The following is a 14,503-nucleotide window of genomic DNA, read 5'->3' on the forward strand; positions in this document are numbered from 1 at the left end:
TAATGAAAAAAAAATCACTAAAATGTAACAATGTGTTAACGGTTGTTTTTCGCCATCTTTTAATAACTACTATTTTTGACGCGGTATAACACCTTAATATCAAAAACAAATATAATTTATCTCTCTTTGATACGTAATTATACTGAATGGCATATAAGTATGCTGAATGACTATATAAATAGCCGCATTACGCTTATGGTATTTTTTAAATGCTTTATCCACCTTTAACGTAAATAAGCGAATAATCTTTATAAAACGCTCCACTTTCTTTACTCGCCCAATCAGCAATATCTTCTATTTCAGCTATTAATCTATAACTCATGCTTTAACACTCTCTATCCGCACGAGACGCTAGTGATGATTTAGCACCTTTATTTAATAACTTATTATTATCCATACCTGTATTACATATGGGTGAAGCAAAGGACAGCCTAACTTCGAGTTCCTGCTGCTTCAGAAGGGCGTGTCATGGTATGTAATTGCCATTCGATTAAGCAACGTGTGGTGCGTTTGATACTGGCGTTGGCAATCGCACTAATGAGTTCTGGTAATTCGTTTGGCTTGAGGGAAGCCATGTTTTCTTTCTTAGGCTTTTTGAATGCAGCTTTAATACCCGTTAGTGGGTTTGCCGCAACTAAGCCACAGTTGGTCGCAAAATCCATTATCTCATTTAAACGCTGTGCTAATCGCTTCACCGTTTCGAGACTACCTTTTGCTTCAATCGGTTTGAGTTGCTCAATGATCAAAGGCGCAGTGATGTCTTTTATTGGTGTATTTGATAGGTTGGGGAAAATGTGTAGCTCAAGTGAACGCCATATATCAACAGCATAGTCAGGCGTAATGTCACCTTGCTTAATTTCAAACCATTCTTTAGCGATATTAAGTAAAGTATGTTGATGAATGATTTTGTGTTCTTGCTGTTTTCGTTTCTTATCTTCTTGAGGGGCGATATCTTGGGCGAGGAGTTCACGCGCTTCTTGAGCTAGCTTACGGGCGAGAGCGAGTGAGAGATCGGGGTATTTACCTAGACTTAGGTTTGCCCGCTTTTTGCTATTGGGACGGTAGTAGTTCAACAGCCAATGTTTTGCACCATTTGGTTTGACTCGAAGCCTAAGACCTCCACCGTCAAATAGGTTGTATTCTTTGTCTGCTGCTTTTGCTGATTTGATTTCTTTATCGGTAAGCCGAGTAGTTACTTTTGCCATAATGGGTACACCAAATAAACATCGTTATCGCAGTGTACCCATTGGTGTACCTATAAATCAAAGATGCTACTGGACGTCTTAGAACCCTATAGATACAAGAAAGCCCACTAAAACAATGTCTTAGTGGGCTCTCTGGACACCCTAGGATGTCTTCGTATACGAATTTGGTGGAGCTGGCGGGATTTGAACCCGCGTCCAAAATCAGTCTAACAGATGGCGCTACATGCTTAGTCAATCTTTATTCTCGTATCGTCACTGCGAATTGACACGCTATGCTAATACATACCAGAATTCTATTTCGCGGTTCATCTCTCTAGTCAAAGAATCCCTCGCTATCTCGTTTGGGTTTGAACCCCTGTTATTCCCCGTCTTACAAGCGGAAGCTAGGGCAGGAGCGCTCTCAGCAGGGTATTAAGCTGCTAGTGCGTAGTTTTCGTCGTTTGCGACTATTTTTTTGCGGCTGTTTAACGAGGCAAACCGCACCTCGACATGCTCCACAAGCCTTCGTGATCCTGTCGAATCCTGAATCAGCCCCAGATGCAATCGATGTTAGCAGAATATTTAACTAGGTCAATAGCTATATTGTAATTCAACCATCAAGTGATTGATTACTATTCAAATGCTAACATCATGTTGCATAGGTGTCTTAACGGTTATTGCCTTTCATGATACGAGCTTTGTCGCGTTGCCAATCTTTAGCTTTGCTGTCTGCGCGTTTATCATGCAATTTCTTACCGCGTGCGGTACCGATCTTCACTTTTACAAATGATGTACTCCAGTACATCACTAAAGCGACGATAGTATCACCTTCGCGGTTAACCGAATCTTCTAGCTTTCTGAGTTCGCGACGGTTAAGCAATAGCTTACGTACACGGGTTGGATCAGCCACTACGTGAGTTGATGCCGCGTTCAGTGGCGCGATGGTTAAGCCTGAAATAAACGCTTCACCGTTACGTAAGAAAACATAACTTTCGGTCATGTTAACTTTACCTTCACGGATGGCTTTTACTTCCCAACCTTGTAATACCATACCTGCTTCGTATTCGTCGCCGATGGCAAATTCAAAACGAGCGCTTTTATTTTTTGCAATAGTATTGCTACTTTGCTTTGGTTTTTTAGCCATGTTGACCTCGTAGAGCATTGTTGCAGTCCCAGAACAAAATCTAATATCAGTGATTTTTCTGGTCGAATAAGCTATTGACGTTACCATAATACCGCTTGATGGTAACTGTTATTTTGGTCGATAGCCCAGTAATGGTATCATTGACTAAACGCAGCGAATAGATTTTATCTTCAGGGTGAGGATGTGTTCGATGAAGGAGAAGCTATGCCACAAATTAGTCGTTCGGCACTGGTGCCTTTTAGTGCACAACAAATGTTTAATTTGGTGAATGATGTTGAATCTTACCCAATGTTTTTACCCGGCTGTGCGGGCAGTAAAATCATTGAAAGTTCGACCAGCCATATGATGGCATCGGTAGATGTTGCTAAGGCTGGTATTCGTAAAACATTTGTTACGCATAATAAATTGGTCGATTTTAATCAAATTCAGATGCAGTTAGTGGACGGTCCTTTTCGAAAATTAGTCGGCGGATGGACATTTACTGAACTTGATGCGACAGCGTGTAAAATTGAATTAAACTTAGAATTTGAATTTACTAGCGGCTTAATTGATGTTGCCTTTGGTAAAATTTTTCGCGATCTGACCAGCAATATGGTGCAGGCGTTCACACAGCGAGCAAGAGAAGTATATGCATTCTGATCAGCCCTTAATTCACGTTGAGGTTGTTTACGCACTGCCTAATGTACAACGAGTGTTGAAATTAGCTGTTGTAGCGACAACACCTATTCAAGCGATTATAGAACAATCAGGGATACTAGCTATGTACCCTGAGATTGATTTAAAAACCAATAAAGTTGGTATTTATAGTCGAAATGTAAAACTCGATGCGACGGCGCGCGATGGTGATCGAATTGAGATTTATCGTCCGTTAATTGCAGATCCGCGTGAGATCCGCCGTAAGCGTGCAGAACAAGCCCAAAAAGACGCTGAAAAATAGCCGTGATTTTATCGCAGACAACAAAAAGCTCGCCATTAGCGAGCTTTTTTTATTGTTTGAAAACAAGCATTTTCTAACAAGTCAGATTAATTCATTGGATCCATAAAATTAGGACCTTGCTTGTAATCACCTTTCATACTCACAAGTTGTGCTTGTTTGTTGAAGGTTAAGAACAAGTTCTTTTGAATCGGTTTATCATGACCATTTTGTTCGTAGAAAATGTAGTTCCATGTGTCGGGGTAACTTGGGTCGACTAACATAGGCGTTCCCAGCACATATTGAACTTGTGTTTTCGTCATGCCAACACGCAGGGTATTAACACTTTTCTGTTCTACATAGTTGCCTTGGTCAATATCAATACGATAAACCAAACGTTCAGCGACCGAACAGCCGCTAAGTAAGCCCAACACTAAGGTTAGGGCTGCAATGTTTTTCCAACTCATAGCATCCTGGCTTTTTAGCTTTAACTGCTGCGATGATAAACAAGCTCTTGGCAGAAGTAAAAAGCGGTAAAAGAAAAAAAGTAATATATTTTGATATTTGACTATTACTACCAGCAATAGTTGCATCAATGTTTTAGTTTATTTCATATTCGTCCAAGATGCGAAATTAAATCAAGCCGCGACTAGCAGTTCTTTCGCATTTGCGAGAGTACGCTCTGTAATTTCACTGCCACCAAGTAGGCGTGCGAGCTCGGCAATACGATCGTCTGTGGTCAATGGACGCATTTGAGTTTCGGTTTGTCCATCAGTAGTTTTCTTAGCAACAAACATTTGTTGATGACCACAACCAGCAACTTGCGGTAAGTGAGTTACACACATTACTTGCGTTGATGCACCTAGTTTTCGTAGCATTTTGCCGACAATCGCAGCCGTTGGACCACTAATACCCACATCGACTTCATCGAAAATCAGGCTTGGGGTTTCAACTTTTTGCGCGGTGATCACTTGAATAGCTAATGAAATACGTGATAGTTCACCACCAGAAGCTACTTTACCTAATGGTTGTAAAGGCTGGCCTGGGTTAGTTGAAACCAAGAAATTAATGCTGTCATAACCTAATGGACTTAGCATGCGATCAGGATCGCTGGTCAGTGCGATTTCAAATTCACCATGCTCCATACTTAACATGTGCATGCTTTCAGTGATTTTTTGATCTAACTCTTTAGCGTAACGCTGACGACTTTTGCTGAGTTTTTCTGCAGCTTCAATACATTGCTGACGTAAACTTTCAACGTTAGCCGCCATGTCTTCTAAACGTTCATCGCTGCAATCAAGGTTATCAAGCTCTTTGAGTAAATCATGGTGCTTTTGATAAAGCTCTGCTGGCATCACATAGTGTTTACGTGCCATCGACATGATTTTAGCTAAACGCTCTTCAAGGTAAATTAACCGATGTGGATCCATATCAAGGTTATCAAGGTAGCTGCGTAATTCTTGGCTGGCCTCTTGAACTTGAATAATGGCTTCTTCTAACATCTGTGGAATAGCACTTAAATTGCTGTCATATTCGCCAAGATTATTGACTTGCTGACAAGCCATTTGTAATAGCTGGAGTGCGTTACCGTCGTCATTGTCATACAAAACAGACAATGCGGTTTGGCTTGAAATTGCCAGTTCACCTGAGTTTGATAGGCGTTTATGCTCTTCTTCAATTTCAGTGAATTCTTCTTCGCCGAGGGCTAATTCATCAAGCTCTTTAACTTGGTATTGGAGCAATTGTTTTTGAGCTTCGTTTTCATCACGGCTTTGGGTTAAGCGCTTGAGCTCGTTATGTGCTTGACGCCAGCGTTGGTAAGCGCTGCGAGTGCGATCGATCAGAAGGTGGTGGCCTGCGTATTGATCAAGCATGTGTTGTTGGTATTCAGGGCGCATTAGCTGCTGGTGTGCATGCTGACCATGAATATTAATTAACAGTTGGCCTAAAGCTTTTTGTTGTGATGCAGGAACAGGGCTGCCATTAATGAAGCCACGAGAGCGGCCTTCTTTAGTGATCACGCGGCGTAAGATACATTCTTCACCATCACTGAGTTCATTATCTTCGAGCCAACGTCGAGCTGCTTGGTTATTAGCCAATGAAAATGCGGCTGATATTTCAGCTTTATCTTCATTTGGTCGCACCATTGAGGCTTCAGCACGATCGCCTAAGCATAAACCTAATGCATCAATCGCAATAGATTTACCGGCACCGGTTTCACCTGTAATAGTGGTCATTCCCGGTTTTAGTTCAAATTGAAGAGTTTTGACAATAGCAAAGTTAGAGATCGTCATATGCGCGAGCATTGTGTTCACCTGTTTAAATCAACACCTGTTTTTTCATACAGTATATACTGTATCTATAACCAGTAAAGTACTGAGGCGATAATTATTCAGATAAAATGTGACCTAGGTTAACTTTTTGTATCGTTATAAAAAAACCAGCAGGTTTATGTGCTGGTTATTTTAGAATAAATATTGTGTTGCAGATTAAAATAACCGACTTGACCAGCCTAGTTTTCCACGTAGGACATTGTAGTAACTGTAATTCTTGGGGTGAATTAATTGTAATCGATCTTCACTTTGGTAAATGTGAATTTCATCGCCAGGACTAACAGGCAATGAGACTTGACCATCACAACTCACTTCTAGCGTACTGCCATTATTAGGTGAAACTAATAATTTAATGCAGCGATCACCGTCGACAACTAATGGTCGTGATGACAGGGTGTGAGGAAACATAGGCACTAAGGCAATAGCATTTAAACTGGTGGATAAAATAGGGCCGCCACCAGAAAGAGAATATGCTGTTGAGCCGGTTGGTGTGGCAATAATTAACCCATCAGAGCGTTGTGAGAACGCAAAACAGTCATCAATATAAACTTCAAACTCGATCATATGAGCAATTTTATCTGGGTGTAATACTGCTTCGTTTAAAGCTGCATTGCGACTTTTAATTTGTCCATGACGATGCACTTCAGCTTCTAATAAGAACCGATCTTCTTTGATAAATTCCCCTTTAAGCACCAAGGTTAATTGCTGTTCAAAATCGTCGGGGTCAAGATCGGTAAGAAAGCCAAGGTTGCCACGGTTAACACCAATAACGGAAATATCAAATCGAGATAATACGCGAGCAGCACCCAACATATTGCCATCACCGCCAACAACAATGGCGAGATCTGCTTTATCACCAATGGTGAGCAAATCACAAAAACAATCCTCAGGTACATCAATATCGTTCATTAACCGATGATCGACTAACACAGTATAACCTTGTGCAGTGAGCCACGCATAAAGACTAGTATGCGTTTGCAATGCTTCCGGATTTCGGGGTTTGCCTATTAACGCGATAGTGTTAAAAATACGCTTCATGTCCTTGTTCCGACAAATGATGGTGGGTCAGTATAGCCTTAGAAAAAACAACTTGTCGTGGTTTGTTGTCATTATTGGCTTGAATCATTGAACTTCATCCCCATAATATGCTCAAGACTATTTTAAAAGTAGCGCTTATCGAACAAGGCTACTGAGTGAATAAAACCCCTTTTATCTTGGCGGAGAACCAACGCATGACTAACAAAAACCACAATGTACAGGATGAGCAGCTAAACGATGCAGTTGAAGCTGTCGAAGTTGAAGCTGTCGAGGGTGAGTTTGTTGAATCTGAGCAAGAATTATATGTCGCTCGCATTGCAGAATTAGAAGCGGCGCTATTAGCAAAAGATGCAGAAGTAAATGAAGTAAAAGATGCTGCTCTACGTGCTCGTGCTGAAGGCGAAAACGTTCGTCGACGTTCTGAGCAAGAAATTGATAAAGCACGCAAATACGCATTAAATAAATTTGCTGAAGAATTATTGCCAGTTATTGATAACCTTGAGCGTGCTATTGAAATGGCCGACAAGAATAATGAAGCAACTAAAGCAATGATGGAAGGCGTTGAGTTAACACTGATGACGATGACATCAACAGTTGCTAAATTTGGTCTAAAAGTGATTGATCCACAAGGTGAAGCATTTAACCCTGAATATCATCAAGCAATGGCGATGCAAGAAAGTGCTGATTTTGCACCAAATACAGTAATGGCTGTAATGCAAAAAGGTTACGAGCTTAATGGCCGTGTGATCCGTCCTGCAATGGTTATGGTATCAAAAGCTGCTGCGGGTAATGTGAATACGCAAGCGTAATTTGCGATCAACAATTCAAGGTTTACTTGATAATGTCGCAAAATAAAGCCCACTTCGGTGGGTTTTTTTATTTTTTTGCATTTTTTTTGGGATCTCCCCTTGAAAAGCAATCTGGCGACCTTATCTAGTAGTCATAAGACATTAAATGTATTTGTCACGGGGTTATCCCGAACCGCTAACCCATATGATATTTGGGTGTAGTTAAGAACATATAACGAATTTCGGAGATTGTCTGATGGGTAAGATTATTGGTATTGACTTAGGTACAACTAACTCTTGTGTAGCTGTACTTGACGGCGATAAGCCACGTGTAATTGAGAACGCAGAAGGCGAGCGTACAACAGCATCAGTTGTTGCATACACGCAAGATGGCGAAACGTTAGTTGGTCAACCTGCAAAACGTCAGGCGGTAACAAACCCTGAAAACACATTATTCGCTATCAAGCGTCTAATCGGTCGTCGTTTTGAAGACGAAGAAGTTCAGCGTGATATCGAAATCATGCCTTACAAAATTGTTAAGGCTGACAACGGTGATGCATGGGTAGAAGCGAAAGGCCAAAAAATGGCTGCTCCTCAAGTATCTGCTGAAATCCTAAAGAAAATGAAGAAAACTGCAGAAGACTTCCTAGGCGAACCAGTAACTGGCGCAGTTATCACAGTACCTGCATACTTTAACGATGCACAGCGTCAAGCAACAAAAGATGCTGGCCGTATCGCAGGTCTAGATGTTAAACGTATCATCAACGAACCAACGGCAGCTGCTCTAGCTTACGGTCTAGACAAGCAAGGTGGCGATCGCACTATCGCTGTTTACGACCTTGGTGGTGGTACATTTGATATCTCAATCATCGAAATCGATGAAGTTGAAGGCGAGAAAACATTTGAAGTTCTAGCAACTAACGGTGATACACACCTAGGTGGTGAAGATTTTGATACGCGTCTAATCAACTACTTAGCAGACGAGTTCAAGAAAGAGCAAGGTATCGATCTTAAGAAAGATCCACTAGCTATGCAGCGTCTAAAAGAAGCGGCAGAAAAAGCGAAGATCGAACTATCTTCTGCACAGCAAACTGATGTTAACCTACCTTACATCACAGCTGACGCAACTGGTCCTAAGCACATGAACATCAAAGTGACTCGTGCGAAACTAGAATCTCTAGTTGAAGACCTAGTTCAACGTTCTCTTGAGCCACTAAAAGTAGCTCTTGCTGATGCTGGCCTATCTGTTAGCGACATCAACGACGTTATCCTAGTTGGTGGTCAAACACGTATGCCAATGGTTCAAGCTAAAGTAACTGAATTCTTTGGTAAAGAGCCACGTAAAGACGTTAACCCTGATGAAGCTGTTGCTGTAGGTGCTGCTGTTCAAGGTGGTGTACTTGCTGGTGATGTTAAAGACGTTCTACTTCTAGACGTTACTCCACTATCTCTTGGTATTGAAACCATGGGTGGCGTAATGACTAAGCTTATCGAGAAGAACACAACTATCCCAACAAAAGCGAACCAAGTGTTCTCTACTGCTGAAGATAACCAAAGCGCGGTAACTATCCACGTTATTCAAGGTGAGCGTAAGCAAGCAAGCTTCAACAAATCTCTAGGTCAATTCAACCTAGAAGGTATTCAAGCTGCACCACGTGGTATGCCTCAAATCGAAGTAACGTTTGACCTAGATGCCGATGGTATCCTAAACGTTTCTGCGAAAGACAAGACTACTGGTAAAGAGCAGAAGATCACTATTCAAGCGTCTGGTGGCCTAAGCGATGCTGACATCGAGAAGATGGTTCAAGAAGCTGAAGCTAACAAAGAAGCTGATAAGAAGTTTGAAGATCTAGTAACTGCTCGTAACCAAGCTGACCAACTTGTTCACGGTACTCGTAAGCAAATTGAAGAAGCTGGTGAAGCACTTCCTGCTGATGAGAAAGCAAAAATCGAAGCTGCTGTTGCTGAACTAGAAGAAGCACGCAAAGGCGAAGACAAAGAAGCAATCGACGCGAAAGTTCAAGCGGTTGTTGCAGCTTCTCAAAAGCTAATGGAAATCGCTCAACAGAAAGCACAAGCACAACAAGCTGACGGTGCTGGTGAGCAACAAGCTAAGCAAGACGACGATGTTGTTGATGCTGAGTTTGAAGAAGTTAAAGACAACAAATAAGAACGTTAGCTATTATTAGTTAACATCTTGTTTAAATTACGGGCGTTTGAGGTTACTCTAACGCCCGTAACTATATCTAGCTAGGTGACAATCAAGTTATGTCGAAACGTGATTTATACGAAGTGTTAAGTGTGGCTCGTGACGCAAGTGAGCGTGACATTAAAAAGGCTTATAAGCGCTTAGCAATGAAGTTCCACCCCGACCGTAACCAGGGTGATGCGGAATCTGCTGAGAAATTCAAAGAAGTGAAATACGCTTATGAAATTCTAACAGACGACCAAAAGCGCGCTGCTTACGATCAATACGGCCATGCAGCCTTTGAACAAGGTGGTATGGGCGGTGGCGGCGGCGGCTTTGGCGGCGGTGCAGACTTCAGTGACATCTTTGGTGATGTGTTTGGTGATATCTTTGGTGGTGGCGGTGGCCGTCGTCAACAACGCGCACAGCGCGGTTCAGATCTTCGCTACAACATGGAACTGACGTTGGAAGAAGCTGTTCGCGGTTGTTCGAAAGAAATCCGTGTACCAACATTAGTTGGTTGTGACAGCTGTGATGGTTCAGGCGCTAAAAAAGGTTCATCTGCAACCACATGTGGTACTTGTCACGGTGCTGGTCAAGTACAGATGCGTCAAGGCTTCTTTGCTGTTCAGCAGACTTGTCCACACTGTCATGGTCGTGGCCAAATCATCAAAGATCCATGTGATAAGTGTCATGGCGAAGGCCGTGTAGAAGAAACCAAAACGCTATCAGTTAAAATTCCTGCGGGTGTTGATACTGGCGACCGTATTCGCTTAAGTGGCGAAGGCGAAGCTGGAGAACAAGGCGCACCAGCGGGTGACTTGTACGTTCAAGTACATGTTAAAGAACACCACATTTTCCAGCGCGAAGGCAATAACCTACATTGTGAAGTACCAGTAAGTTTCACAATGGCAGCATTAGGCGGTGAGGTTGAAGTTCCTACCCTTGATGGCCGTGTTAGCCTGAAAGTACCATCTGAAATGCAAACGGGCCGTATGTTCCGTATGCGTGGTAAAGGTGTAGATTCTGTACGTGGTGGTTTACGCGGTGATCTTATCTGTAAGTTGGTGGTTGAAACGCCAGTACATTTAAGTAAGCGTCAAAAAGAATTACTGCAAGAATTAGAAGAAACGTTTGGTGGCAAAGATGCGAGTAAGCATAAGCCAAAATCTGAAGGTTTCTTTAACGGCGTAAAAAAGTTTTTCGACGACTTAACCCACTAATTCGTCGCAAACAAGAATAAATAAAACCGCTATTAGTGAATGCTAGTAGCGGTTTTTTTGTGCCAGAATATCCGTCATATCGAAAGAGAGGTACGAGCTATCCGTGATCTACTTATCACGTACTTGAGCATAAAATAACTCAGTGAAAATATTACCAACAACCTTCAGGTGAACCTTTACTGGTTTCATTAAGTTCTAAAATTGCGCACTCATCAGATGCTTGTACTGTTTTTGGGGTTGCTGTAATGGTGTATGTTGTGTCAGACGCGCTAATCTTATAGCTATAGCGCTCTTCATTTGCACAACTACCGCAAAGATCAGTTTTAATTTCAGAATTCGTATGACCATCAAAATCTAAATAATCTTTTCCGCCTGTGCGTTTATCTTCCATTGCTAGCTGGATCATTATCAGATCCCCCATCGCCTGAGTACGGTGACCCTTCAATATATGATCCTGATATGAAGGATAAGCAATCGCAGTTAATACCCCTATAATAGCCACCGCAATCAACATTTCGATCAGCGTCACGCCTTTTTGTTTAATCATCTTCCGTAATCTCTTAAATATTCGAGTTGACTCGATAACTGATTGATATCCTAACGGTGCTATTTTGCGGTGGTGATAAACTCTCGATCAAGTTGTTCTTAGGGATTGGAATGACGTTTATAGGGATTTGGGGAATGGCTCGCGAAATTATCACGCACTTTCATAACATACATCGCCATGGTGACAGCCAGCGTGGATTTACGCTGTTGGAATTAGTGTTTACGGTGGTGATCATGGGCATTCTTGTTGCTATGGCAGCCCCAAGTTTTAATGGCTTAATTGAATCTAATAAAGTTAAACGCTTGGCGACAGAAATCGAATGGTTATTGGTGCAAGCTAAATCAGAAGCGGTGATGCGTGGGGAAAAAGTATATGTTGAGAGCACTGCACCAACCAATCTACTGGCTCGTTCTTTAGCGCCATGGCGTATTAGTGCTGAATTAAATTCAGGAACCACTGTTTTCTCATCAATAGAATCGAGTTCGTTTTCTCGTGTAGTGTTCACCAATACTAGCAATCTTAATCGATTTTATTTTGATCCTATTTACGGCAGACCCAGTGCCAATGGTAGTTATAGCTATAGTCTTGGTGACTATAAATTAAAAACAACGGTTTATACCATTACAGGGCGTATTTATACTTGCTTAGAAGCCGACTCTGAAAAGTTGAGTACTTATGAAGAGTGCTAATCAAGGTTTTAGCTTAATTGAACTACTTATAGCCTCATCAGTAGGGCTCATTGCAATGGGTGTTGTCGGTTCAGTTTTTTTATCTGGTTATCAAGCAGCGAATAAGCGTTCATTAGAGTTGTTACTTGAGCAAGATGTTAATGATGCGTTTCGATTGATCAAAGAAGATGTACTGCGAGCAGGGTATGTATCAAGTGGTGCTTCAAGTTTGAAGCTATCAGGTGCGAGTAATGTCGTTTATGTAAATACTGATAATAACTGTTTGGCTTATGCCTATGACGCTCCTGATGGACGTCGATATAATGAAGTAATATATAACTCGAATAAATCTAAATTAGTTTATCGTTCATCTGATGTTGTAAAAACAATGGCTACTGCTTGTAATCCAACAGATGCTTATTCATTACTCTATGAAAAGCAGATTGTTGTAAATAAATTTGATATTAAAAATACACCAATAAGTTCAGCTAGTGCTACCAGTCAATTAATAAAAATAACGCTTGCTGCACATTTAAAAAATGATGATTCAGTAAGTACCGCAAAGTCGATTCAGATTAAAACAAGGAATTGGCAATAATGAATAAACACCAACAGTCAGGGATGACGACACTATTAATTACCAGCATGTTATTAATAGTAGCGCTGTTATTTTCATTAGCTTCATATAAGAATTTATTTTATCAGATTAAGCGTACCCAAAATGAAGTATTAGCCAGACAAGCACACTGGGCTGCTGAAGGTGGGTTGGAGTGTGGGTTTGCAGAGATAAGTAATAAATCTGATGTAAATACGAGTTTAGATAAATGTAAAACAGTGATTGACGGACTGCCATTAATATTAAGTATTGATACTAATGATGGTAAATCGTTGTTGACTTCAGAAACAAGTAATAAGTATAAGAAAATAGTAAAAACAATCGTTGCTGGTGGAACAAGGAGTAGCGGGGTAATTAAAAGTTCTGCAGATTTGTATTTTAATGGGGATTATAGATTTTTTCCTGATCCAGGCAAGGGGCTAGGTAGTAATCAGTGGGAGTGTGTTTTATTAAGATACCGTAACAATGTATTTATTCATGATGATGGCAATTTGAATACTGGTTTTGGTAGCAATGATTTAAGCTTTACATCACCGCCTTATTTAGACTTTTTTAAAGACAGTAATGATCATAAATGCTCTTCTAGTACAGATGCTAACTATCGAACACCATTAGCATCAAATTATCCATCAAAGTTTGAATCAGACATACAAAAAGAATCTATGATGGATCTATTTAAGGAAACTTTCGGTGTTGCTCGTGATGATTGGATGTCAGTCAGAAGTCGCCCTGAATTTGTGGAAGTTGATCCAACCGATGGTTGTGGAAAGAAAATAGCAGAAGTGGTTAAAGAAGATAAACGTCATGTATGGGTTAATGGTAGCTGTATTTTAGATCGTGTCGGACTTAATTTATTGCAAGACAAAGCCTCGAGCTTAAAAGGTTTATTTATACTTGTGCATAACGGTATCTTTTCTTTTAATGGCGCTGAAAAATTAAATGCATTGGTTTACCATTTTAATAATGATTATGACCCTGTTATTAACGGTGAAAATATCTGGAACTCTACCTTAGAAAAAGACAAAGTTTTAAAAGATGATATGTATCAGCCAACGGAAGGGGAATTAACTGTTGATGAAATAAAGAATAAAGTTGTTTTTTATATGTATGGTTCTTTTTTACCTTCTGGCGGGTTTATTTTAGATACACCTGAATATGTAAGTTATTTTAATGCGTCAGGTAATTTTGCTTTTGATGGTGAATTAATTACTGATTTATTGGCCCCATTTGGTAAACCTCGTTGGCAACAAGGATCTTGGCATGACTTCTAATCTTAAAAAAATAACAGGCTTTAGCCTTTTAGAAGTGGTGATTGCCCTTGGCGTGCTTTCTGTTGGCGTATTAGGCTTGGTTAAGATGCAGGCCTATATGGAAGTAAAAGCAGAAAACGCATTAAAGACTCTAGATGCACTTCATATAGCAGAAGCGCAGATGGAGTATTACCAAACTCGCGCCAGTCATGTTAGTGGGGCAACAGGGTTAATTTCTTTTGTAAGCATGGCTGAATCTACTTATTGTTTGCAATCGATGGTGAGCGGATCTGATTATACGCTTAGTTGTGATGCTAATACCTTATCGTTATCAGATGCACTGCGAACTATTAATGTTAGTGTCAGTTGGGCTGACCGCCGTGGTGTCTCGCAGGCAGTATCTCTCAAAACTGCAATTTCTAAATACAGTGAATTTGATTAAACAACGGCTATCATCGCTAAAAAGACACAAATTAAGCTAAATTAAATCGTTTTGAATAAATAATGTTCAAACAATTTTTTTTGTAAAAAAACTATTGTCAGCCAATAAAATCTCCCTATAATGCGACCTCACTGACACGGACAACGGCGCAAGCGGTTACCGAAAGTCA

The 14,503-nt window shown here is 40.8% G+C and carries 14 protein-coding genes, 1 other RNA gene and 1 pseudogene; 9 read left to right on the top strand and 7 right to left on the bottom strand.

All coding sequences use genetic code 11. The features are described from left to right. Positions 1-437: 437 nt before the first annotated feature. The 3 genes and pseudogenes from BTN98_RS01140 to smpB all read right to left on the bottom strand — a co-directional run. Positions 438-1,205, bottom strand: a pseudogene (locus BTN98_RS01140) (integrase arm-type DNA-binding domain-containing protein); the annotation flags it as partial. Between the two features lie 165 nt (positions 1,206-1,370). Next, positions 1,371-1,740: a transfer-messenger RNA gene (gene ssrA, locus BTN98_RS01145) on the bottom strand. Between the two features lie 111 nt (positions 1,741-1,851). Continuing rightward, a complete protein-coding gene (gene smpB / locus BTN98_RS01150) occupies positions 1,852-2,328 on the bottom strand; it encodes an SsrA-binding protein SmpB (RefSeq protein ID WP_061000850.1) in 477 nt (158 codons plus the stop codon). A 204-nt stretch (positions 2,329-2,532) separates the two neighbouring features. On the opposite strand from smpB, the gene BTN98_RS01155 reads away from it, so the two are divergent. Together BTN98_RS01155 and BTN98_RS01160 are read left to right on the top strand one after the other, a co-directional pair. Beyond that, positions 2,533-2,967 carry an SRPBCC family protein gene (locus tag BTN98_RS01155; protein ID WP_036795914.1) on the top strand — a complete coding sequence of 145 codons (435 nt, stop codon included), beginning with the start codon at positions 2,533-2,535 and terminating at the stop codon, positions 2,965-2,967. Beyond that, complete coding sequence (locus BTN98_RS01160) at positions 2,957-3,265, top strand: RnfH family protein (protein ID WP_061000852.1); 309 nt, start codon at positions 2,957-2,959, stop codon at positions 3,263-3,265. The genes BTN98_RS01155 and BTN98_RS01160 overlap by 11 nt, the downstream gene beginning before the upstream one ends. Before the next feature lie 86 nt (positions 3,266-3,351). On the opposite strand, the gene bamE is transcribed toward BTN98_RS01160, so the two are convergent. From bamE to nadK, 3 genes are all read right to left on the bottom strand, one after another. Further along, complete coding sequence (gene bamE, locus BTN98_RS01165) at positions 3,352-3,708, bottom strand: outer membrane protein assembly factor BamE (RefSeq protein ID WP_061000854.1); 357 nt, start codon at positions 3,706-3,708, stop codon at positions 3,352-3,354. A 171-nt stretch (positions 3,709-3,879) separates the two neighbouring features. Further along, on the bottom strand, positions 3,880-5,547 hold the full coding sequence (recN, locus tag BTN98_RS01170; RefSeq protein ID WP_061000856.1) for a DNA repair protein RecN: 1,668 nt from the start codon (positions 5,545-5,547) through the stop codon (positions 3,880-3,882). Between the two features lie 183 nt (positions 5,548-5,730). Next, positions 5,731-6,612, bottom strand: coding sequence for an NAD(+) kinase (gene nadK / locus BTN98_RS01175; protein ID WP_061000858.1), 882 nt, complete (start codon positions 6,610-6,612; stop codon positions 5,731-5,733). Between the two features lie 194 nt (positions 6,613-6,806). Between nadK and grpE the strand changes: the two genes are divergently transcribed. From grpE to dnaJ, 3 genes are all read left to right on the top strand, one after another. Then, positions 6,807-7,421, top strand: coding sequence for a nucleotide exchange factor GrpE (grpE, locus tag BTN98_RS01180; protein WP_061000874.1), 615 nt, complete (start codon positions 6,807-6,809; stop codon positions 7,419-7,421). 235 nt (positions 7,422-7,656) lie between these two features. After that, entirely contained in the window at positions 7,657-9,570 is a 1,914-nt protein-coding gene (dnaK, locus tag BTN98_RS01185; RefSeq protein ID WP_061000861.1) for a molecular chaperone DnaK, read from the top strand. 98 nt (positions 9,571-9,668) lie between these two features. After that, positions 9,669-10,811 carry a molecular chaperone DnaJ gene (gene dnaJ / locus BTN98_RS01190; RefSeq protein WP_061000863.1) on the top strand — a complete coding sequence of 381 codons (1,143 nt, stop codon included), beginning with the start codon at positions 9,669-9,671 and terminating at the stop codon, positions 10,809-10,811. Between the two features lie 151 nt (positions 10,812-10,962). Here dnaJ and BTN98_RS01195 read toward each other — a convergent pair whose 3' ends face one another. Then, positions 10,963-11,358 (bottom strand): type IV pilin protein, encoded by a 396-nt coding sequence (locus BTN98_RS01195; RefSeq protein WP_061000865.1) that lies wholly within the window; start codon positions 11,356-11,358, stop codon positions 10,963-10,965. A 134-nt stretch (positions 11,359-11,492) separates the two neighbouring features. Here BTN98_RS01195 and BTN98_RS01200 point away from each other — a divergent pair, with 134 nt between their 5' ends. The 4 genes from BTN98_RS01200 to BTN98_RS01215 are packed head-to-tail and all read left to right on the top strand — an operon-like array spanning position 11,493 to position 14,334. Next, entirely contained in the window at positions 11,493-12,047 is a 555-nt protein-coding gene (locus BTN98_RS01200; protein ID WP_061000867.1) for a GspH/FimT family pseudopilin, read from the top strand. After that, positions 12,034-12,624 carry a PilW family protein gene (locus BTN98_RS01205; protein ID WP_061000869.1) on the top strand — a complete coding sequence of 197 codons (591 nt, stop codon included), beginning with the start codon at positions 12,034-12,036 and terminating at the stop codon, positions 12,622-12,624. The genes BTN98_RS01200 and BTN98_RS01205 overlap by 14 nt, the downstream gene beginning before the upstream one ends. Then, a complete protein-coding gene (locus BTN98_RS01210) occupies positions 12,624-13,913 on the top strand; it encodes a hypothetical protein (RefSeq protein ID WP_061000871.1) in 1,290 nt (429 codons plus the stop codon). The genes BTN98_RS01205 and BTN98_RS01210 overlap by 1 nt, the downstream gene beginning before the upstream one ends. Continuing rightward, positions 13,903-14,334: a prepilin-type N-terminal cleavage/methylation domain-containing protein gene (locus BTN98_RS01215; protein WP_061000872.1), complete on the top strand. Its 432-nt coding sequence runs from the start codon at positions 13,903-13,905 to the stop codon at positions 14,332-14,334. Before BTN98_RS01210 ends, BTN98_RS01215 begins: the two co-directional genes overlap by 11 nt. Positions 14,335-14,503 lie beyond the last annotated feature (169 nt).

This window comes from Photobacterium aquimaris (assembly GCF_002954455.1).
Taxonomy (GTDB): Bacteria; Pseudomonadota; Gammaproteobacteria; order Enterobacterales; family Vibrionaceae; genus Photobacterium; species Photobacterium aquimaris.